An 18,640-nucleotide genomic window follows, 5' to 3' on the forward strand; every position below is an offset into this window, starting at 1 on the left:
CGGACGACTCGATGAAGAGGGAACTGCAGAGCATGATCGATACCGGAAGTCCTGAGGAAAACGGGAGTGAGCCGATGGGAACGCCTTATGACAAAGACGTGGTGGCGTGGGCCGAAGAACAGGTCGCGCTGCTGCGGGCAGGAAGGCTCTCGGCCATCGATATCGAGCATATTGCAGAGGAAATCGAGGACGTGGGTAAGAGCCAATTACGCGAGCTGGGGAGCAGGGTGTCGGTGCTTCTCGCGCATCTGCTCAAGTGGCGACATCAACCTGAGCGGCGGGGCAAGAGCTGGATGAATACCATCCGCACGCAAAGGACCGAAGCGCTTTATCTTCTGAGCGAAGCGCCGAGCCTGCGACGCCGGTTCGAGGAAGCGAGGTGGCTCGACCTTGTATGGATGAAGGCCCGGAATCTGGCGGAAACCGAGACGGGCATCGACTTCGATTCGTTCCCGGAAACATGCCCGTGGCCGATGACATCCGTGCTTGAAGAGGGATTTCTGCCGGAATGACCGCGAACGCGCGAGCGGCCCGGCTCGCGCTTTTGTCACGGGCGCGGTTCAATGCGCCGCGCCGTCTTCATCGCGGTTTGCCACTTCGTGGTAAGGATCAGGTGAATTCGGAATCGCGAAATCCGATCAAGCCCGTTTTGCGAAATTCGCGCAAAGCGAGCCGGCCAGCGCAAGCACTGATTCCTTCTGACTTAGCCAACAATTTTGACTGTTGTATCGCTCTGCACAGGGACAATTGCAGTCTTTCCGCGCTCCCCACATATATGCGCGGTACGACGAAGGAATAGCAATGGCCGAAACTTCCAGACAACGCACTGGCGAACTGTTGAAGAAACTGTTCGAAATCTTGAAGTTGCATCCCGAGGGGATGCCTGCCGGCAAGGCGCTCGAAGCGCTCGCCAACACTGTGACGCTCACGCCGTATGAATCCGGTCACTATGAAAGCGGTGTGAGGCGCTTCGAGAAGATAGTGCGGTTTGCCACTGTGGCCTGCGTGAAAGGGGGCTGGCTCGTAAAGCACAAGGGAATATGGGCAGTGACGGACGTCGGAATATCGGCCGATGCAAAGTTCAAGGATCCTGCTGAATTCTGCCGCGAAACCGGTCGGCTGTATGCACAGTGGCGGGCGTCACAGTCTCGCGATCCCGTCGGACTAGTCAACGTCTCAGCGAAGTTAAGCGAGCAGGTCGCGCTGTCATTCGATGCTGACGCGGAAGCGGCCAGCGTCACATATGACAGGCCGAGGAGCAAGCGTGGGGCGAGATCGAACAGCATCTCCACAAGATGCCACCGTACGATTTTCAGGATCTCGTCGCGGATCTGTTGCGGGCGATGGGTTACCACATCGGCTGGGTATCGCCGCCAGGCAAGGACGGCGGAGTCGATATAATCGCGAATATGGATCCGCTGGGCACGCGAGCACCGCGCATCAAGGTGCAGGTGAAGCGGATAGGGCATCGGTCGACAAGGACGGGCTCAAGTCCTTCATCGCTATCATCAACGATGACGACGTCGGACTCTTCGTTTCTCTAGGCGGATTCACCCGCGATGCGGAATCGTTCGCGCGGGACCAGGAGCGCCGCAAGATCACACTGATCGATGCAGAGCGCCTCATTGAACTGTGGATCGAGTTCTATGGGAAGCTCGACGACAATGCACGGGCGCGCATGCCGCTGACGCCCATATATTTCTTGACGCCGCAGAGCTAAAAACGCGCGGGCGCAACGGCTCTATGACTGATACTCCAAGGCATCAATGCGCCCCCGCCGCCGCTCCACCCCCGCCGCCTTTCGCCACCTTCGTGATCCAGATCAGCGGAATGATCAGAATGAAAATTACCGCCGAGATCAGAAAGATATCGTTGAGCCCCATCATCGCGGCCTGCGAGTTCACCGTGAAGTTGAACATGCCGCGCGCCTGTGCTTCGCTGATGCCGAGCGTCGATTGCGACATCGCGAGCGACTGGGAAAACGCCGGGTTATAGATATTCGCCACATCGGTCAGCCGCTCGTGATGCAGCGCGATGCGGTTGTCCCACGCGTTGCCCGCGAGCGACGTGCCCACTGCGCCACAGAACACGCGCGCGAAGTTGGACAATCCCGCCGCCCCCGGAATCTTCGATGGCGGCAAGCCCGACAAGACGATCGCCGTGAGCGGCACGAAGAACATCGCCATCGGAATGCCCTGCAGCAGCGTCGGCAGCACGAGATGGAAGGTGTCGATCTCGATCACGTACCTGGACCGCAGCCAGAACACGAATGCAAAGCCGATGAACGCCATCGTCGCGATCACGCGGGCGTCGCTGCGCGGCAGCACCTTGCCCATCACCGGCGCAAGGATCACGGCGAACACGCCGAGCGGCGCGGTGACGAGGCCGGCGTCGACGGAACGGTAGTTCAGATACTGCTGCATCCATTGCGGCAGGAGCACGAGGTTGCCGAAGAAGACGCCATACGCGACAGATATCGCCACCGTGCCACCGAAGAAGTTGCGCCCCGCGAAAAGGCGCAGGTCGACGACCGGGTTCGCCTCCGTCAGCTCCCATACGACGAAGAACGCGAACGAGATGGCCGCGACGATCGCCAGCACGACGATCACCGGCGACGAGAACCAGTCCAGGTCGCGTCCCTTGTCGAGCATGATCTGCAGCGACGCAACCCATGTGACGAGCAGCGCGAGGCCGATCACGTCGATGGGCGCCTTGCGCGTCGGCGATTCGCGCTTGCTGTAGATCGCCCACGTCACGCCCGCCGCGAAAAGGCCGACCGGAATGTTGATGTAGAAGATCCACGACCACGAATAGCTGTCGGTGATCCAGCCGCCGAGCGCCGGGCCGGCGATGGGGCCGACGGTCGCGGTCATCGCCCATAGCGCGAGGGCCATCGACGACTTCTCTTTCGGATACGAGCCGAGCAGGATCGCCTGCGAAAGCGGGATCAGCGGCCCGGCGACCGCGCCCTGCAGCACGCGCGCAACAAGCAGCACCGGCAGGTTCGGCGCGAGGCCGCACAGCCACGACGACAGCACGAACATCAGAATGGCGCCGACGAAGAGCCGGATCTGCCCGAGCCGTTGCGTGAGCCAGCCGGTAAGCGGAATCGACACCGCATTCGATGCCGCAAACACCGTGATGACCCAGGTGCCTTCGTTGACGGACACGCCGAGATTGCCGGAGATCGTCGGAATCGCGACGTTCGCAATCGACGAATCGAGTACGTTCATGAACGTCGCGAGCGCCACGGCAAAGGTGGCGAGCACGAGTCGAGCGCCCTGAAGCGGCGGCGGCGTCGGCTGCCCGGCGTTGGTTGGCGGCGGCGTGCTCATGCGGTTCCCGGTGAATCGCCGCGCGGGTCATGCGACGGCGGTTGGTCGATCCGCAAGTGTGCCTGTTGTCAGTGAATGCTGCTGGACAGACGGACGATAGGCGTCCTGACGCAGCATCAGCGCGCGTATCGACGCGTCGACACGCTGCGAGACCGGGCCATCCGCTGGAAAGCTCGCGGTTCGCACCTTCCTGCAGCTCTGAACCGACGCGTGCGCGACACGCACGCCGCGCACGCCCCGCCTTACTTCGCCGAAATGTCGATGTTCCCCAGATACTTCTTCGCGTACTTGTCGATGGTCCCGTCCGCCTTGACCTTCTCGATCGCGGCGTTCAGCTTCGTCTTGAGCGCATCGTCGCCCTTGCGGATGCCGTAAGCGATGCCGCTGCCGAGAATCTTGTCATCGCGCACCGGCGCGCCGACGAACGCATAGCCCGCGCCGTCAGGCTTCGACAGAAAGCCGCTTTGACCGGCGGGCGCGAGCACGAGGGTCGCATCGAGGCGGCCTGACTTCAGGTCCGTGTAAACCTGATTCTGATCCTGATATGGCACGACCTTCACGCCCTCGTTCTCCCAATGCGCCTTCGCGAACGTCTCCTGAATCGAGCCCTGCAGCACGCCCACGCTCTTGCCCTTCAGCGACGCCGGCGTCGGCTCGATACCGCTACCCGTCTTCGCGATGAGCTGCGTCGGCACGCGATACACGACCGTCGTGAAATCGATCGCCTGGCGGCGTTGCTCGGTCGCGTTCATCGCGGAGTTGATCGCGTCGAACTTGCGGCCCTGCAGCGCGGGAATGAGGCCGTCGAACGAGGTCTCGACCCACTTGCACTGCATCTTCGCGGCGGCGCAGACCGCATTGCCCACGTCGATGTCCAGCCCTTCCAGCTCGCCCGTCGCGGACTTCGATTCGAACGGCGGATATTGCGCTTCGAGGCCGAAGCGCAGCGTATCGGCGGCGAGCGCGGCGCCGCTTGCGAACGAGCACGCGATCAACAGCGCGGCCGCAATGTGATTCTTCTTCATCGTGATGGTCTCCGGAAAACGAAAGGCTAAATCGAGCAAAGGCGGCGCGCGCCTTCGGTGAGCGTGTCGTCGTCCTTCGCGAACGAAAGACGGATCAGGCGATTGTCGGTGCCATCGGTATAAAACGCGGACAGCGGAATGGTCGCGACGCGCGCCTCGCGGATCAGCCGAAGCACGAAGTCGCTGTCGCGCTCGTCCGAAATGGCGCTGTAGCGCGCGAGCATGAAAAAGCTGCCCGCGCTCGGCAATAGCTCGAAGCGCGAGCCTTCGAGCGCCTTCGCGAGCACGTCGCGCTTGTGCTGGTAGAACGGCCCGAGATGCAGATAGCTGGATTCGTCCGCGAGCGCCTCGGCGAAGGCCATCTGCATCGGGGTATCGGCGGAAAAGGTCATGAACTGGTGGACCTTGCGGATTTCGGCGGTGAGCGCCGCCGGCGCGAGGCAATAACCGACGCGCCAGCCCGTCACGTGATACGACTTGCCGAACGACGACACGATCACGCTGCGCGCGGCCAGTTCGGGATAACGCGCCATCCCGTGATGCAGCGCGCCATCGAAGACGACATGTTCGTACACTTCGTCCGACAGCACGACGATCTTCGTGCCGCGCGTGAGCGCCGTGAGCCGCTCGATATCGGCGGGCGTGAATGCGCTGCCCGTCGGGTTGTGCGGCGTGTTGACGAGAATCATGCGCGTCTTCCGCGTGATCGCGGCGGCGACTTCGTCCCAGTCGATGCTGAAATCTTCCGGCGACAGCTTGATCGCAACCGGCTTCGCGCCCTGAAGCTGCACGATGGGCGCATAGCTGTCGAACGACGGCTCGAAGTAGATCACCTCGTCGCCGGGATGCACGAGCGCGCTGATCGTCGCGTACAACCCTTCGCTCGCGCTCGCGACGACCGTCACTTCCGTGCCCGGATCGTATTGCGCGCCGTAGAGCTTAAGCGTCTTCACGGCGATCGCCTCGCGCAGCGCGACCGTGCCGGCCATCGGCGAGTACTGGTTATGTCCTGCCCGCATGGCTCGCGTAACCGCGTCGACGAGCTTCGGATCGCACGCGAAGTTCGGCGCGCCTTGCGACAGGTTCAGCGCATCGTGTTCATCGGCAAGCTGGCCGATGACGGTAAAAATGGTCGTGCCGACATTCGGCAGTTTGGACTCGGGGATGCAGGCGCTTTGCACGGCAGAAGACTCCACTTTGGCATTGCGGCGATTCAACCGCGGCAATAAAGCGCCGACAATCGAAAGTTTGTCATACTAGCCATGCTTGCTGCTCATGGCTACTCGACAAAAACCCGATGAAACCGCTGCCTTCGCTGGACGTGCTGAAGACCTTCCTCGTGGTCGCCCAGAAGCTGAACTTCACGCGCGCCGCAGACCTGCTCAACGTCACGCAGGGCGCGGTGAGCCGGCAAATCGCCGGACTCGAAGCGCATCTCGGCTATGCGCTCTTCGTGCGGCAGGCGCGCGGGCTCGCGCTCACGCATCAGGGAACGCTGCTGGTCGCGCCGCTGCAGCAGGCGTTCGCGCAAATCGGCGATGCGCTCGCCAAAAGCGGCAGCCAGTCCGGCACGCTGCGCGTCAAATGCCCGACCTGCGCGATGCGCTGGGTGCTGCCGCGCGTCATCCGCCTGCAGAACGAGCGGCCGGAACTGGTGGTGGAAGTGACGGCGTCGGTGTCGCATGGCGTCGAGTTCGACGCCGAGCATTTCGATGCCGCCATCGTCTTCGGCGTGCCGGCCGTGGTGTCGTCGATGAAAGGCGTGACCGTGCATCCTCTTTTCGACGAAGTGCTGACGCCCGTATGCGCGCCCGAACTGTGGAAGCCGCGCAGGCACACGACGCCCACGCCAGGCGACCTCGCCGGCAAGACGCTGCTTCATCCGACGCGCGATCGCCGCGACTGGCTGCTGTGGCTCGGCGCATACGGCTACGCGGGCTTGCCATCGGCGAAAGCGCAGCATTTCGATACGCTCGATCTTGCGATGTCATCGGCGATGCAGGGTCTCGGTGTGACCATCGGCGACGTATCGCTGATCGAAGAAGACCTGCGCGCAAGACGCGTGATCGCGCCGTTTTCACTGCGCGTGCCGAGCGGCGCGGGCTATTACCTGGTCTATCCGGAGCGGCCCGCGCCGTCGTCCGCGCTGCGGCAGTTCGCGCAGTGGCTCGACGGCGAGGCCGCGGCCACGCGGAACGCGCTGCACGCTACATCCCGTGTTTCGTGACGATCGTTTCCCACTGTCCGTTCTTTACCTGATAGAGCGTCGAGGACGCATTCTTCAGCGCGCCCTTTTCGTCGAACGCGATCGGGCCGGTGATGCCCTCGAACGATATGCTCTTCAGCACCGGGCGATACACCTTCGGATCGGCGGAGTTCGCCTTCTGCATCGCGTTGATGGCGGCCCATGCGGCGTCGTAGCCGAACGGCGCATACGAGAGGATCGCGACGCCGAAGCGCTTCTGGAATTTGTCGCCGAACGCCTTGCCTTGCGGAAGTTTGTCGAGCGGACTGCCGTATTCCCACGCCTGCGCGCCTTCGGCGGCATCGCCGGCGAGCTTGAGGAAATCGGCGTCCATCACGCCGCCGCCGCCGACGAACTGCGCGTTCACGCCGAGCTGCTTCATCCGCTTGACGACCGCCGCCGCTTGCCGGTCCAGTCCGCCGAAGAAGATCAGGTCCGCGTTCACGGCCTTCAGGCGCGTGAGCTGCGCGCTGAAGTCGACGGTCTGGTTGTCGCTGAATTCACGCGCGACGATATTGCCTCCGTTCGCCTTCACTGCCTTCTCGAACTCGTCGGCTTCGCCCTGACCGAAGGCCGTGCGATCGTCAATGATCGCGATGCGCTTCGCCTTCGTCGTCGTCACCGCGTACACGCCGGCGTTGCCCGCGTTCTGCGCATCGCTCGAGATCACCGTGAAGATGTTCTCGAGGCCGCGCGTCGTGATGGTCGGGTTGGTCGCGGCGGGATCGATCATCGGGATGCCGGCGTTGTTGTAGATCGGCGAGGCGGGCAGCGTCGTGCCCGAATTGAAGTGGCCGACGACGACCGCGACGCCGTCATCGACGAGTTTTTGCGCCGCCTGCACGCCGACGCGCGGATCGGCCTGATCGTCTTGCGCCGCGATCTCGAACTTCGCCGTCTTGCCGCCGATGGTGATTTTTTTGGCGTTGGCTTCGTCGAGCGCGAGTTGCACGCCGTTCTGGAGGTCCTTTCCGTAGCCTGCATTCGCGCCGGTGAGAGGGGCGGCGAAACCGACCTTCACCGTGACGTCCTCGGCTGCAGCCATCATCGGCGCGGCGGCGAACGCGGCGGCGCACGCCGCGATCCATGCAGACTGTTTGAAGCTCGTGCGGATACGCATGGTTTCCTCTCCTGTTGTGGTTTGGCAGTCCGGTCAGACGTGGCCGTTGCATCGCGCATGACCACTGCATGGAACACGATCAATTACCCGCCGGCAAGACGGAGTTGCCCTCGCGCGAGAGCGGCGGACATGGGCAATGTAGGAAGCCAAATTCGCCGCGTCTTGTCGTTTCATCGCGAACGGAATGCGGATTTCGGCACAGGCCCGGCCGCGCGCTTTCGCAGATGCGGCGCGGCGGCGCGGGTTTTTGCGCTTCGTCTCGCGCGACGATTTGTGCCGCGCCTATCGTCGCGATAAAAACGCCGTGCTTGACGAAGTGCATATGCACAGATAGGCTGCATCCATGACAACGAATTCTTCTCCTCTCGATTGCAATTGCTTCGCCATTCGTCAGGCCGCGCGCTATGTATCGCAGCTTTACGAGCGGCATATGAGCGTCGTGGGCATCACGCCGGCGCAGTTCACGCTCATTGCCGCGATTTCCCGCAAGCCAGGCGTGCAGATGGCCGAGCTGTCGGAATCGATGGTGATGGATCGGACCACGCTCGTGCGCGCGCTCAAGCCGCTGCAGCGCGATGGCATCGTCGAGATGGAGCAGCAAGCGCCGAGTTCGCGCGCGGTCGGATTGAAGCTGACGGCGGCGGGCAAGGTCATGCTCGCGCAGGGCTACGAGCAATGGCGCGCGGCGCAGACGGAATTCGAAGCGAAGTTCGGCGAGAAGCGCGCGAAGGCTTTGCGCAAGACGCTCTTCGAACTGACCGAGATGGAATGATCGATTGAACCGTGGCTCGCAGCGATGCGGGCTTTTATATACCGTTTTCAGTGCATATGCACTTCAAGTGGAGGTCGTCATGCAGATCAAAGGAAAGGTCGTTCTCGTCACCGGCGCGAATCGCGGTCTCGGCAAGCAGTTCGTGAAGTCGCTCCTCGATGCGGGTGCAGCGAAAGTCTATGCGGCGGCGCGCAATCCGGGCAGCGTCGATATCGAAGGCGCGAAGGCCATCAAGCTCGATGTGACGAATTCCGCGGAGATCGCGCAGGCCGCAGCGACGTACACCGACGTGCAGATCGTCATCAACAACGCAGGTGCGCTCACGCGCGGCCCGCTGCTCGATCCGGCATCGACACAGGGCGTGCGCGATCTCATCGAAGTGAACGCGATCGGACCGCTCAACGTCACGCAGGCGTTCGCGCCCGTTCTCGGGAAGAACGGCGGCGGCGCGGTCGTCAACGTGCTGTCCGTGCTGAGCTGGGTCGTATTGCCCGATGGCGGCGCGTACAGCGTGTCGAAGTCGGCGGCGTGGGCGGTGACCAACGCGCTGCGCGACGAACTGCGCGCACAGGGCACGCTCGTGGTCGGCGTGCATCCCGGTTATATCGACACGGACATGGTCGCGGAAGTCGCGGCGCCGAAGACATCGCCGGCAAGCGTGGTCGAGCAAGTGCTGGCGGCGGTCGAGCGCGGCGAAGAAGAGGTGCTCGTCGACGACACCGGCCGCGCCGTCAAGCAATCGCTTTCGACGCAAGCGCCGGTCTATATCACCGGCATCCCGCGCTGATCCGGCGTTACCGCTTCGCCGCCTTCTGCATCTCGTCGAAGCCAGCGGACGCTTCCTGCACATCGGGCGGGAAGTCGTCGAACTCCATGACCTGCCGCACTTCGATCGTCTCGTTCGGCGAGCCGGGGCAACGCTTCGCCCATTCGATCGCTTCCTCGCGCGAACTGACCTGAATCATCCAGTAACCGCCGAGCACTTCCTTAGCTTCGGCAAACGGGCCGTCGACGACGCGCGGCTTGCCTTCTTCGAAGCTGACGCGCGCGCCCATCGACGGCGGATGCAGCCCGTCGAGCGCGAGCAGCACGCCGGCCTTCTGCAGCGCTTCGTTGTATTTCATCATCGCGGCGACGGCTTCGGCGCCCGGCATCGTGCCGGGTTCCGCGCTCTCGTAACCGCGCGGGATCATCAGCATCATGAATCGCATGGACGTGCTCCTCGTGGTGGTTCGTCGGGTCATGACGTCACGACGACCGAACCCACGCCGAATCGACATTAAGCGTTTATCCCTATCCGATTCCGGTTGCCATGCGGGCACGTCGGATCAAATAATGTAATCCATTACATCCCGTCCGCCGTCGTGGCGCGCAGCATGTCGGAAACCGTTCGTCCCCGTGAGGAAGTATCGATTGCCGATGTCGCGGCACGCGCAGGCGTGTCCGTCGCGACGGTATCGCGCGTGCTCAACGGCCACACGAACGTGCGCGAGATCACACGCGACAAGGTGCGCGCGGCGGTCGCGGCGAGCGGCTATCGCATCAACGAGCTGGCTCGCAATCTTCGCACGGCCGAGAGCCGCCTCCTCCTCACGATGGTGCCCGACTTCGGCAACCCGTTCTACGCGGCGATCGTGCGCGGCATCGACAGCGTAGCGCGTCAAAATGGTTATTTCATGCTGCTGTGCGATACCGGCGCAGACCCCTTACGCGAACGCAGCTATTTCGACCTGTTGCGGGGACGGCGCGCCGATGGCGCCATCTGTCTCGATCCCGCCGCCGTGCAGAACGCGCTGGCCGACGAGGCATCGACGCTGCCGTGGGTTGCGTGCTGCGAGTTCGATCCCGACGCGGGCGTGCCGTATGTCGGCATCGACAATCATCTTGCAGCGGGCGACGTCGTGCGATATCTGATCGGCAAGGGTCACGAGCGCATTGCGCTGGTCGGTTCGGGCCAGGGCTATCTGTACGGACGGCAGCGGCTCGCAGGCTATCGCGATGCGCTCGAAGCCGCGGGCATCGCGCCGAATCCGGCATGGCGCATCGACCTCGACAGCCTCGACTACGACGCGGGCGAACGTGCCGCCGTGCAGCTCGCATCGCTTGGTCGCGACAGGCCGACGGCGATCTTCGCGGTCTCGGACACGCTCGCGATCGGCGTGATGAACGGCTTGCGCGGCGTGGGCCTGCGCGTGCCGGACGATATCGCCGTCGTCGGCTTCGACGATATCGCCGTGGCGGCGCACGTCGATCCGCCGCTGACGACCGTCGCGCAGCCGATGCAGGCGCTCGGCGAAGCCGCCGCCGATCTGCTGCTCCGGCGCCTGCGCGATCCACGCGCGGATGTGCCGGGCGTGCTGCTGCCGCATCGGCTGATCCAACGAAGGAGCGCCTGACAATGAGCCTTGCCGTGCGCTTTGAGGGAATCGAGAAGCAGTTCGGGCCGGTGCGCGTGCTGCATGGCGTGAGCTTCGATCTCGCGCCCGGACGCATCTATGGCCTGCTCGGCGAGAACGGCGCGGGCAAGTCCACGCTGATGAAGATTCTCGCGGGCTACGAGCGGCCGAGCGCAGGCATCGTGTCGATCGATGGCGCGCGCGCGGACTTCACGAGTTCGCGCGATGCCGAACGCGCGGGCATCGTGCTGATTCACCAGGAGCTGAATCTCGCGGATCATCTGAGCATCACGCAGAACATGTATCTCGGGCACGAGCTGCGCAAAGGCTATTTTCTCGATGAACCGTCGATGCGCGACGAGGCCCGCGCCGCGCTCGCCGAAGTCGGCCTGCACAAGAATCCCGATACCAGGGTGCGCGAACTGATCGTCGCGGAGAAGCAGCTCGTGGAGATCGCGAAGGCCATGCTGCGCGATGCGCGCCTGCTCATCATGGACGAGCCGACGGCGACGCTCACGCCCTCCGAAACGCAGCGCCTCTTCGCGCTGATGGCGCGCCTGAAGGACGCCGGCGCGACCATCGTCTATATCTCGCACAAGCTGGATGAAGTCGAGCGCGTGACGGATGAAGTCATCGTGATGCGCGATGGCCGTTTCGTCGCGCGCGCGCCCACGTCCGACCTGACGCGGCAGCAGATGGCGAATCTGATGGTCGGCCGTGAAGTCTCCGACATGTTTCCGCCGAAGCCCGCCCTTGCCGCCGATGCGCGCGTCGCGTTCGAAGTGGAAGCGGCATCGGTGCCGGGCTGGGCCGATGGCGTGAGCTTCTCGGTGCGCGAAGGTGAAGTGTTCGGCTTTGCGGGACTCGTCGGCGCGGGACGCACCGAATTGTTCGAAGCGCTCGTGGGCCTGCGGACCTTGAGCACGGGACGCGTGTCGATCGCGGGCGAGGCGGCCACGCTGAAAAGCCCGCGCGACGCGATGCGTCACGGCATCACGTATCTGAGCGAAGACCGCAAGGGACGCGGCCTGCACGTCGACATGGCGTTGAAGGACAACCTCACGATGATGACGCTCGAACGCTACGCGCATCCGCTCATCGACAAACGCGCGGAGCGCAATGCGCTCGGCGTCGCGCTGAAGGACTTCGGCATTCGCACGGGCAATGCGGGAAACCGCGCGCGCATGTTGTCCGGCGGGAACCAGCAAAAGCTCGCGCTCGCCAAGTTCCTGCATCCCGATCCACGCGTGATCGTGCTCGATGAACCCACGCGCGGCGTGGATGTCGGCGCGAAACGCGACATCTACTTTCTGATTCATCGCCTCGCCGCCGAAGGGCGCGCGGTAATCGTCATTTCTTCCGAGCTGATCGAACTGATCGGGCTATGCCATCGCGTCGCGGTGATGCGCGCGGGCGAACTCGTCGCGACACTCGGCATGGACCTTCTGACCGAAGAGAGGTTGATCGCGCATGCGACCGGCACACACTGAAGACACCGAACGCGAAAGCCGTTTCGCCGCCATTTCGCGCATCCTGTTCGGCATCGGGCCGCTGCTCGGGCTGATTGCGCTATGTATCGGCGGCACGCTGCTCAACAGCGACTTCGCCACGGTCGATAACGCGATGAACGTGCTCACGCGCACGTCGTTCATCGGCATCATCGCGGTGGGCATGACCTTCGTGATCATCTCGGGCGGCATCGATCTGTCGGTGGGATCGATGGCCGCGCTGATCGCGGGCAGCATGATCTACATGATGAACGGGTTGATGCAGGGAGCAAGCGGCCATGCGGTGCCGCCGCTTCTGATCGTCGCGCTCGGCATCGTGCTCGCGCTCGTGCTCGGCGCGCTGTTCGGTCTTGCGCATGGCCTGCTCGTGACGAAAGGGCGCATCGAACCGTTCATCGTGACGCTCGGCACGCTCGGCGTTTTTCGCGCGCTGCTGACGTGGCTCGCGGACGGCGGCGCGCTGACGCTCGACAATTCCCTCGTCGATCTCTACGGCCCGGTGTATTACGCGAGCCTCTTCGGCGTGCCGGTGCCGATCTGGGTCTTCGCGATCGTCGCGGGAGGCGGTGCGCTCGTGCTGAACCGCACGGTGTTCGGGCGGCACGTGCAGGCCATCGGGTCGAACGAGCAGGTCGCGCGTTATGCGGCGATACGCGTCGATCACGTGAAAATCGCGACCTATGTGCTGCTCGGGTTGTGCGTCGCGGTGGCGACCGTGCTCTATGTCCCGCGCCTCGGTTCTGCGACGCCAACGACCGGCCTCTTGTGGGAGCTCGAAGCGATCGCGGCCGTCGTGGTCGGCGGCACGGCGCTCAAGGGCGGCGAAGGGCGCGTGATCGGCACGGTCATCGGTGCGATCCTGCTATCGGTCATCAACAACATCCTCAATCTCACGAGCATCATCAGCGTGTATCTGAACGCGGCGGTGCAGGGTGCCGTGATCATCTTCGTAGCCTTCTTGCAGCGTGGCCGTCGTTAATAATCGAACAGGAGACATCGTCATGAAGAAACTCTTCCGCGCGCTCACCGCGCTGACGCTCACGGCGAGCGCGTTCGCCGTTGCGCCATCCGCTCGCGCCGCCGACAAGGTCGTGGTGGGCGTCGCCATCCCGACCGCCACGCACGGCTTCACGGGCGGCATCGTCTGGTGGGCGAACGAGGCGAAAAAGGAGCTGGAAAAGGCGCATCCGGACCTGAAGATCATCGTCAAGACGGCGGGCGGCGCGCCCGAGCAGGCGAATCAGCTGCAGGATCTCGTGACCGTCAACAAGATCAATGCGCTCGTCATCTTCCCGTTCGAATCGGCTTCGCTCACGCAGCCGGTGGCGCAAGTGAAGAAGAAGGGCGTGTACGTGACGGTCGTCGATCGCGGCCTGACGGATACCAATGCTCAGGATGCCTACGTTGCTGGCGACAACACCGCGTTCGGCAAGCTGCCCGCCGAGTATCTCGCGAAAACGCTCAACGGCCGTGGCGATATCGTCGCGCTGCGCGGCATTCCGACGACGCTCGACAACGAACGCTGGACTGCCTTCGAAGGCGTGATCAAGCAGCATCCGGACATCAGGATACTGGACGCGAAGTATGCGAACTGGAATCGCGATGACGCGTTCAAGGTGATGCAGGACTATCTCACGCGCTTCAAGCATATCGACGCCGTATGGGCCGCCGACGACGACATGATGATCGGCGTGCTGAAGGCGATCGATCAGGCGAAGCGCACCGACATCAAGGAAGTGTTCGGCGGTGCGGGATCGAAGGAAGCGGTGAAACGCATCATGGATGGCGACAAGCGCGTGCAGGCCGATGTCTCCTACTCGCCGAAGTTCATCTACGACGCGATCAAGCTGACCGCCGAAGCGCGTCTCAAGGGCGACAAGCTGCCGCCGACGACCATCATTCCTTCGGTGCTCATCACGAAGGACAACGCGAAGCAGTTCTACTATCCGAACTCGCCGTTCTGAACGCCAGGCCGGTCACGCGTTGACCGGCATTCTTATCGAGGCGAAAGATGAAGACCATCAAGGGCCCTGCGATTTTTCTCGCGCAGTTCATGGGCGACGCCGCGCCGTTCGATTCGTTGAAGAACCTAGCGTCGTGGGCGGCTTCGCTCGGCTACGAGGGCATCCAGGTGCCTTGCGATGCGCGCCTGATCGATCTCGAGAAGGCCGCATCGAGCGATGCATATTGCGATGATATCCGCCGCACCGTGGAAGATGCGGGCGTCGCGATCACCGAATTGTCGACGCATCTGCAGGGGCAGCTCGTCGCGGTGCATCCCGCTTACGACACGCTGTTCGATGGCTTCGCGGCGCCCCATGTGCGGGGCAATCCGTCCGCGCGGACCGAATGGGCGATATCGCAGCTGAAGCATGCGGCGGCGGCATCGAAGCGCCTTGGATTGAACGCGCATGTCACGTTCTCGGGGGCGCTCGCGTGGCCGTATGTGTATCCGTGGCCGCAGCGTCCGGCAGGTCTCGTCGAAGCGGCATTCGATGAACTGGCGAAACGCTGGCGTCCGATTCTCGATGAGTTCGATCGCGCGGGCGTCGATGTGTGCTACGAGCTGCATCCTGGCGAAGACCTGCACGATGGCGTGACGTTCGAGCGCTTTCTCGCGGCGGTGGACGATCATCCGCGCGCGAACATCCTCTTCGATCCGAGCCACTTCGTGTTGCAGCAGCTCGACTATCTGGCGTTCATCGACATTTATCACGCGCGCATCAAGGCGTTTCATGTGAAGGACGCAGAGTTTCGCCCCGACGGACGGCAAGGCGTGTATGGCGGCTACTCGGGATGGGTGGATCGCGCCGGACGTTTTCGTTCGCTCGGCGATGGCCAGATCGACTTCAAGGCGATCTTCTCGAAGATGGCGCAGTACGACTTCGCAGGCTGGGCCGTGCTCGAATGGGAATGTGCGTTGAAGCATCCGGAGGATGGCGCGCGCGAGGGGGTGGTGTTCATCCGCGATCACATCATCCGCGTGGCGGAGCGTGCATTCGATGACTTCGCCGGCAGCGGCGCGAGCCGGGAGCGAATGCGCGATGTGCTGGGCATCGGAGACGAGCGATGAAACGCGTGCGCCTGGGGATGGTCGGCGGGGGCGAGGGCGCGTTCATCGGCGCGGTGCATCGGATGGCGGCGCGGCTCGACGATCGCTATGAGCTGGTGGCGGGCGCGTTGTCGTCGGATGCGCGGCGGGCGGCATCGAGCGCGGCGGCGATCGGCTTGCCGCGCAGCTATGACGATTATCGCGAGATGGCGCGCATCGAGGCGGGCCGCTCCGATGGTATCGAAGCGGTGGCGATCGTCACGCCGAACCATCTGCATGCGCCGATCGCGACCGCCTTTCTCGAAGCGGGCATTCACGTGATCTGCGACAAGCCGCTCGCCGTATCGCTCGATGAAGGCGAGGCGCTCGCAAGGCTCGCGCGAGAGAAGGGGCTCGTGTTCGCGGTGACGTACACGTACACGGGCTATCCGCTCGTGCGCCACGCTCGCGCGATGGTGCGGCAGGGCATGCTCGGCGATATCCGCGTCGTGCAGGTGGAATATGCGCAGGACTGGCTCTCGTTGCCGGTGGAGACGCAGGCGAACCGTCAGGCGGCGTGGCGCACGGACCCGTCGATGGCGGGGCCGGCGGGCTGTCTCGGCGACATCGGCACGCACGCGTATCAGCTTGCCGAATACGTGACGGGAATGCGGCCGTCGGAGCTATCGGCGGAAGTGACGACGTTCGTGCCCGGGCGGCGTGTCGACGATCACGTTCAGGCGATGCTTCGGTATCCGAACGGAGCGCGCGGCATGTTGTGGGCGAGTCAGGTTGCGGCGGGCGAAGAGAACGGCTTGCGCTTGCGCGTGTATGGGACGAAGGCGGGTCTCGCGTTCGATCAGCAGTCGCCGAATGAGTTGTGGTTCACGCCGGTCGGCGGGACGTCGCGGCGCCTGACGCGCGGACGGGTGCAGGGCATCGAGGCGCAACATGCGACGCGCGTGCCGGCAGGGCATCCGGAGGGGTATATCGAAGCGTTCGCGCAGGTTTATACGGACGCGGCGGCGTGTATTGCGAGCGGGACGACTCAAGGGGATGACTGGTTGACTACCGTCGAGGATGGGGTCGCGGGGTTGAGGTTCGTGGAAGGGGTGTTGAGGAGTAGCCGGAGTGATGGGGCGTGGGTCGGCATCGATTGAAAAACGGGGCAGCTTTCGGCTGCCCCGCTCCTTCAACGGTTCAGGTCATCACGCCCAATTCGCGTGATAACTCCCCGCCTTGTCCGTCCGCTCGAACGTATGCGCGCCGAAGAAATCGCGTTGCGCCTGCACGAGATTGGCCGGCAGCCTTTCCGACCGATACGCATCGAAATAAGCGATCGCCGACGAGAACGCGGGCACCGGAATCCCCGCCTTCACCGCCGCGACCACGACATCGCGCAACGCATCCTGATACTTCGCCGCGATATCGCTGAAATACGGATCGAGCAGCAGATTCGCGAGGTCCTTGTCAGCCGCGTAAGCATCCGTGATCTTCTGCAGGAAGCGCGCACGGATGATGCAGCCCGCGCGGAAAATCTTCGCGATCTCGCCGTACTGCAGGTTCCAGTTGTACTCATCCGATGCCGCGCGCAACTGCGCAAAGCCCTGCGCATACGACACGATCTTCGACAGATACAACGCACGACGCACCGATTCGATGAACGCTTCACGATCGCCATCGAACTTCGGCGACGGGCCGGAGAGCACCTTGCTCGCCTTGACGCGCTGATCCTTCAGCGACGACAGCACGCGCGCAAACACCGCTTCGGTAATCAGCGGCAACGGCGCGCCGAGATCGAGCGCGTTCTGGCTCGTCCACTTGCCGGTGCCCTTCTGCGCCGCGCGGTCGAGAATGACATCGACGAGATCCTTGCCCGTCTCATCGTCCTTCTTCGAAAAAATCTTCGACGTGATCTCGATCAGATAGCTGTCCAGCTCGCCCTGATTCCACTCGACATACACCTTGCCGAGCTCGTCGTTCGACAAGCCCGCCACGCGCTTCAGCACGTCATAGCTCTCGGCGATCAACTGCATGTCGCCGTACTCGATGCCGTTGTGCACCATCTTCACGAAGTGGCCCGCGCCGTCCGGACCCATGTACGCGACGCACGGCTCGCCGTCCGGCGCCTTCGCCGCGATTTCGTGCAGGATCGGCGCGACGAGTTCGTACGCTTCCTTCTGCCCGCCCGGCATGATCGACGGTCCCTTCAGCGCGCCTTCCTCGCCGCCCGACACGCCCGTGCCGATGAAATGCAGGCCCGACTTCGCGAGGTCCTGATTGCGGCGGATGGTATCGGTGAAATGCGTATTGCCGCCGTCGATCAGAATGTCGCCTTTTTCGAGCAGCGGACGCAGTTGCGCAATGGTCTCGTCGGTGCCCGCGCCGGCCTTCACCATGAGCAGAATGCGGCGCGGCGTTTCGAGCGATTGCACGAACTCTTCGAGCGTGTACGTCGGCACGAGCTTCTTGTCGGAATGTTCGGCAATCAGTTCGTCGGTTTTGGCGCGGCTGCGGTTGTAGACCGAAACGGCGTGCCCGCGGCTCTCGATGTTCAAGGCCAGATTGCGGCCCATGACGGCGAGGCCCACCACGCCGATAGCTTGTTTGCTCATGCTTGATCTCCGAATGACCGAAGCGCCTGCCGCTCGTGGCGCGGGCGCTTCGGATGAAAACTGTCGATGGATGCGGCGCTCGCGCGCCACGGTGCGTCCTGGATTCGAACGACGCATGTCCAGTGGGCGAGCGCAGACCGCCCGAATTTACCACTTTGAGCCGCATCCGGCAGCGGTCGCGACCGCGCGCGCGTGCGGGCATCGGCATAGAATGGACGCCCCTGACCGTATCGCATTCTTCATGGCGCTGTCCCGGCGCACACGAGCGCATCACTATTCGGTTTATGTCGTCGAACTGTCGGACGCCGTCTGGAACGAGGCGCGCTTTCGTCGCGCGAACCCGGATTACGTGCCCGGCAAGCCGTTCGTCTATGTCGGGATGACGGGCATCGACCCGGACGTGCGTTTCGACAAGCACAAGGCCGGCATCCAGTCGAACCGGTTCGTGCGGGACTTCGGGCTGCGCCTTCTGCCCCATCTGTACGAGATGTACAACCCGATGCCCTACGACGGCGCACGCGACATGGAAGTGGAACTCGCAATCGGCTTGCGCGAAGCGGGCTATGGCGTGTGGCAGGCTTGAGCGAAACGGA

General features: G+C 63.5%; 18 protein-coding genes and 1 pseudogene. 13 read left to right on the plus strand and 6 right to left on the minus strand.

Translation table 11 applies throughout. The annotated features are described in order from the left end of the window. Positions 1-74 precede the first annotated feature (74 nt). The 3 genes and pseudogenes from P9220_RS14280 (at position 75) to P9220_RS14290 (ending at position 1,720) form a co-directional block, all read left to right on the plus strand. On the plus strand, positions 75-512 hold the full coding sequence (locus P9220_RS14280; RefSeq protein WP_309766754.1) for a DUF29 domain-containing protein: 438 nt from the start codon (positions 75-77) through the stop codon (positions 510-512). A 289-nt stretch (positions 513-801) separates the two neighbouring features. Next, complete coding sequence (locus tag P9220_RS14285; protein ID WP_309766853.1) at positions 802-1,401, plus strand: hypothetical protein; 600 nt, start codon at positions 802-804, stop codon at positions 1,399-1,401. Then, positions 1,344-1,720 (plus strand): annotated as a pseudogene (locus P9220_RS14290) (restriction endonuclease). The gene P9220_RS14285 and the pseudogene P9220_RS14290 overlap by 58 nt, the downstream one beginning before the upstream one ends. Before the next feature lie 43 nt (positions 1,721-1,763). Here P9220_RS14290 and P9220_RS14295 read toward each other — a convergent pair. The 3 genes from P9220_RS14295 to P9220_RS14305 all read right to left on the minus strand — a co-directional run bounded on the left by P9220_RS14295 (position 1,764) and on the right by P9220_RS14305 (position 5,541). Beyond that, positions 1,764-3,335 (minus strand): DHA2 family efflux MFS transporter permease subunit, encoded by a 1,572-nt coding sequence (locus P9220_RS14295; protein WP_309765654.1) that lies wholly within the window; start codon positions 3,333-3,335, stop codon positions 1,764-1,766. 242 nt (positions 3,336-3,577) lie between these two features. Beyond that, positions 3,578-4,360 (minus strand): ABC transporter substrate-binding protein, encoded by a 783-nt coding sequence (locus tag P9220_RS14300; protein WP_309765655.1) that lies wholly within the window; start codon positions 4,358-4,360, stop codon positions 3,578-3,580. A 26-nt stretch (positions 4,361-4,386) separates the two neighbouring features. Next, complete coding sequence (locus P9220_RS14305; RefSeq protein ID WP_309765656.1) at positions 4,387-5,541, minus strand: methionine aminotransferase; 1,155 nt, start codon at positions 5,539-5,541, stop codon at positions 4,387-4,389. A 116-nt stretch (positions 5,542-5,657) separates the two neighbouring features. On the opposite strand from P9220_RS14305, the gene P9220_RS14310 reads away from it, so the two are divergent. Next, positions 5,658-6,587: a LysR substrate-binding domain-containing protein gene (locus P9220_RS14310; protein ID WP_309765657.1), complete on the plus strand. Its 930-nt coding sequence runs from the start codon at positions 5,658-5,660 to the stop codon at positions 6,585-6,587. Here P9220_RS14310 and P9220_RS14315 read toward each other — a convergent pair. Beyond that, positions 6,568-7,725 carry a branched-chain amino acid ABC transporter substrate-binding protein gene (locus P9220_RS14315; protein ID WP_309765658.1) on the minus strand — a complete coding sequence of 386 codons (1,158 nt, stop codon included), beginning with the start codon at positions 7,723-7,725 and terminating at the stop codon, positions 6,568-6,570. The two genes, P9220_RS14310 and P9220_RS14315, sit on opposite strands and share 20 nt — an antisense overlap. A 343-nt stretch (positions 7,726-8,068) precedes the next feature. On the opposite strand from P9220_RS14315, the gene P9220_RS14320 reads away from it, so the two are divergent. Both P9220_RS14320 and P9220_RS14325 read left to right on the plus strand, forming a co-directional pair. Beyond that, positions 8,069-8,497, plus strand: a complete 429-nt coding sequence (locus P9220_RS14320) for a MarR family winged helix-turn-helix transcriptional regulator (protein ID WP_309765659.1) — start codon at positions 8,069-8,071, stop codon at positions 8,495-8,497. A gap of 79 nt (positions 8,498-8,576) precedes the next feature. Next, a complete protein-coding gene (locus P9220_RS14325) occupies positions 8,577-9,284 on the plus strand; it encodes an SDR family oxidoreductase (protein ID WP_309765660.1) in 708 nt (235 codons plus the stop codon). A 7-nt stretch (positions 9,285-9,291) separates the two neighbouring features. Here the strand turns inward: P9220_RS14325 and P9220_RS14330 are convergent, their stop codons facing one another. After that, positions 9,292-9,708, minus strand: a complete 417-nt coding sequence (locus tag P9220_RS14330; protein WP_309765661.1) for a YciI family protein — start codon at positions 9,706-9,708, stop codon at positions 9,292-9,294. Positions 9,709-9,873: 165 nt separating this feature from the next. Here P9220_RS14330 and P9220_RS14335 point away from each other — a divergent pair, with 165 nt between their 5' ends. Genes P9220_RS14335 through P9220_RS14360 form a run of 6 tightly spaced genes read left to right on the plus strand, consistent with a single transcriptional unit; the run spans position 9,874 to position 16,592 of the window. Then, positions 9,874-10,893, plus strand: coding sequence for a LacI family DNA-binding transcriptional regulator (locus tag P9220_RS14335; protein ID WP_309765662.1), 1,020 nt, complete (start codon positions 9,874-9,876; stop codon positions 10,891-10,893). A 2-nt stretch (positions 10,894-10,895) separates the two neighbouring features. Beyond that, positions 10,896-12,383 (plus strand): sugar ABC transporter ATP-binding protein, encoded by a 1,488-nt coding sequence (locus P9220_RS14340; RefSeq protein WP_309765663.1) that lies wholly within the window; start codon positions 10,896-10,898, stop codon positions 12,381-12,383. Further along, a complete protein-coding gene (locus tag P9220_RS14345; protein WP_309765664.1) occupies positions 12,364-13,380 on the plus strand; it encodes an ABC transporter permease in 1,017 nt (338 codons plus the stop codon). The genes P9220_RS14340 and P9220_RS14345 overlap by 20 nt, the downstream gene beginning before the upstream one ends. Before the next feature lie 22 nt (positions 13,381-13,402). Then, the gene (locus P9220_RS14350) at positions 13,403-14,365 is read left to right on the plus strand and encodes a substrate-binding domain-containing protein (protein WP_309765665.1); all 963 of its coding nucleotides are present in this window, start codon (positions 13,403-13,405) and stop codon (positions 14,363-14,365) included. 47 nt (positions 14,366-14,412) lie between these two features. Beyond that, positions 14,413-15,474, plus strand: a complete 1,062-nt coding sequence (locus P9220_RS14355; protein ID WP_309765666.1) for a sugar phosphate isomerase/epimerase family protein — start codon at positions 14,413-14,415, stop codon at positions 15,472-15,474. Beyond that, positions 15,471-16,592, plus strand: a complete 1,122-nt coding sequence (locus tag P9220_RS14360) for a Gfo/Idh/MocA family oxidoreductase (RefSeq protein WP_309765667.1) — start codon at positions 15,471-15,473, stop codon at positions 16,590-16,592. Before P9220_RS14355 ends, P9220_RS14360 begins: the two co-directional genes overlap by 4 nt. A 48-nt stretch (positions 16,593-16,640) precedes the next feature. Here the strand turns inward: P9220_RS14360 and gndA are convergent, their stop codons facing one another. Then, positions 16,641-18,047, minus strand: coding sequence for an NADP-dependent phosphogluconate dehydrogenase (gene gndA, locus P9220_RS14365; RefSeq protein ID WP_309765668.1), 1,407 nt, complete (start codon positions 18,045-18,047; stop codon positions 16,641-16,643). Between the two features lie 211 nt (positions 18,048-18,258). Here gndA and P9220_RS14370 point away from each other — a divergent pair, with 211 nt between their 5' ends. Further along, the gene (locus P9220_RS14370) at positions 18,259-18,630 is read left to right on the plus strand and encodes a hypothetical protein (RefSeq protein ID WP_309765669.1); all 372 of its coding nucleotides are present in this window, start codon (positions 18,259-18,261) and stop codon (positions 18,628-18,630) included. Positions 18,631-18,640 lie beyond the last annotated feature (10 nt).

This window comes from Caballeronia sp. LZ016 (genome assembly GCF_031450805.1).
Classification (GTDB): Bacteria; Pseudomonadota; Gammaproteobacteria; order Burkholderiales; family Burkholderiaceae; genus Caballeronia.

Bases quoted from the DNA above. Each gene is read 5' to 3' on its own strand.
- P9220_RS14315 (WP_309765658.1), bottom strand. From the start codon at position 7,725: ATGCGTATCCGCACGAGCTTCAAACAGTCTGCATGGATCGCGGCGTGC.
- P9220_RS14370 (WP_309765669.1), top strand. From the start codon at position 18,259: ATGGACGCCCCTGACCGTATCGCATTCTTCATGGCGCTGTCCCGGCGC.
- P9220_RS14320 (WP_309765659.1), top strand. From the start codon at position 8,069: ATGACAACGAATTCTTCTCCTCTCGATTGCAATTGCTTCGCCATTCGT.
- P9220_RS14325 (WP_309765660.1), top strand. From the start codon at position 8,577: ATGCAGATCAAAGGAAAGGTCGTTCTCGTCACCGGCGCGAATCGCGGT.
- P9220_RS14300 (WP_309765655.1), bottom strand. From the start codon at position 4,360: ATGAAGAAGAATCACATTGCGGCCGCGCTGTTGATCGCGTGCTCGTTC.
- P9220_RS14345 (WP_309765664.1), top strand. From the start codon at position 12,364: ATGCGACCGGCACACACTGAAGACACCGAACGCGAAAGCCGTTTCGCC.
- P9220_RS14285 (WP_309766853.1), top strand. From the start codon at position 802: ATGGCCGAAACTTCCAGACAACGCACTGGCGAACTGTTGAAGAAACTG.
- P9220_RS14330 (WP_309765661.1), bottom strand. From the start codon at position 9,708: ATGCGATTCATGATGCTGATGATCCCGCGCGGTTACGAGAGCGCGGAA.
- P9220_RS14295 (WP_309765654.1), bottom strand. From the start codon at position 3,335: ATGAGCACGCCGCCGCCAACCAACGCCGGGCAGCCGACGCCGCCGCCG.
- P9220_RS14280 (WP_309766754.1), top strand. From the start codon at position 75: ATGGGAACGCCTTATGACAAAGACGTGGTGGCGTGGGCCGAAGAACAG.
- P9220_RS14355 (WP_309765666.1), top strand. From the start codon at position 14,413: ATGAAGACCATCAAGGGCCCTGCGATTTTTCTCGCGCAGTTCATGGGC.
- P9220_RS14310 (WP_309765657.1), top strand. From the start codon at position 5,658: ATGAAACCGCTGCCTTCGCTGGACGTGCTGAAGACCTTCCTCGTGGTC.
- P9220_RS14360 (WP_309765667.1), top strand. From the start codon at position 15,471: ATGAAACGCGTGCGCCTGGGGATGGTCGGCGGGGGCGAGGGCGCGTTC.
- P9220_RS14350 (WP_309765665.1), top strand. From the start codon at position 13,403: ATGAAGAAACTCTTCCGCGCGCTCACCGCGCTGACGCTCACGGCGAGC.
- P9220_RS14335 (WP_309765662.1), top strand. From the start codon at position 9,874: ATGTCGGAAACCGTTCGTCCCCGTGAGGAAGTATCGATTGCCGATGTC.
- gndA (WP_309765668.1), bottom strand. From the start codon at position 18,047: ATGAGCAAACAAGCTATCGGCGTGGTGGGCCTCGCCGTCATGGGCCGC.
- P9220_RS14340 (WP_309765663.1), top strand. From the start codon at position 10,896: ATGAGCCTTGCCGTGCGCTTTGAGGGAATCGAGAAGCAGTTCGGGCCG.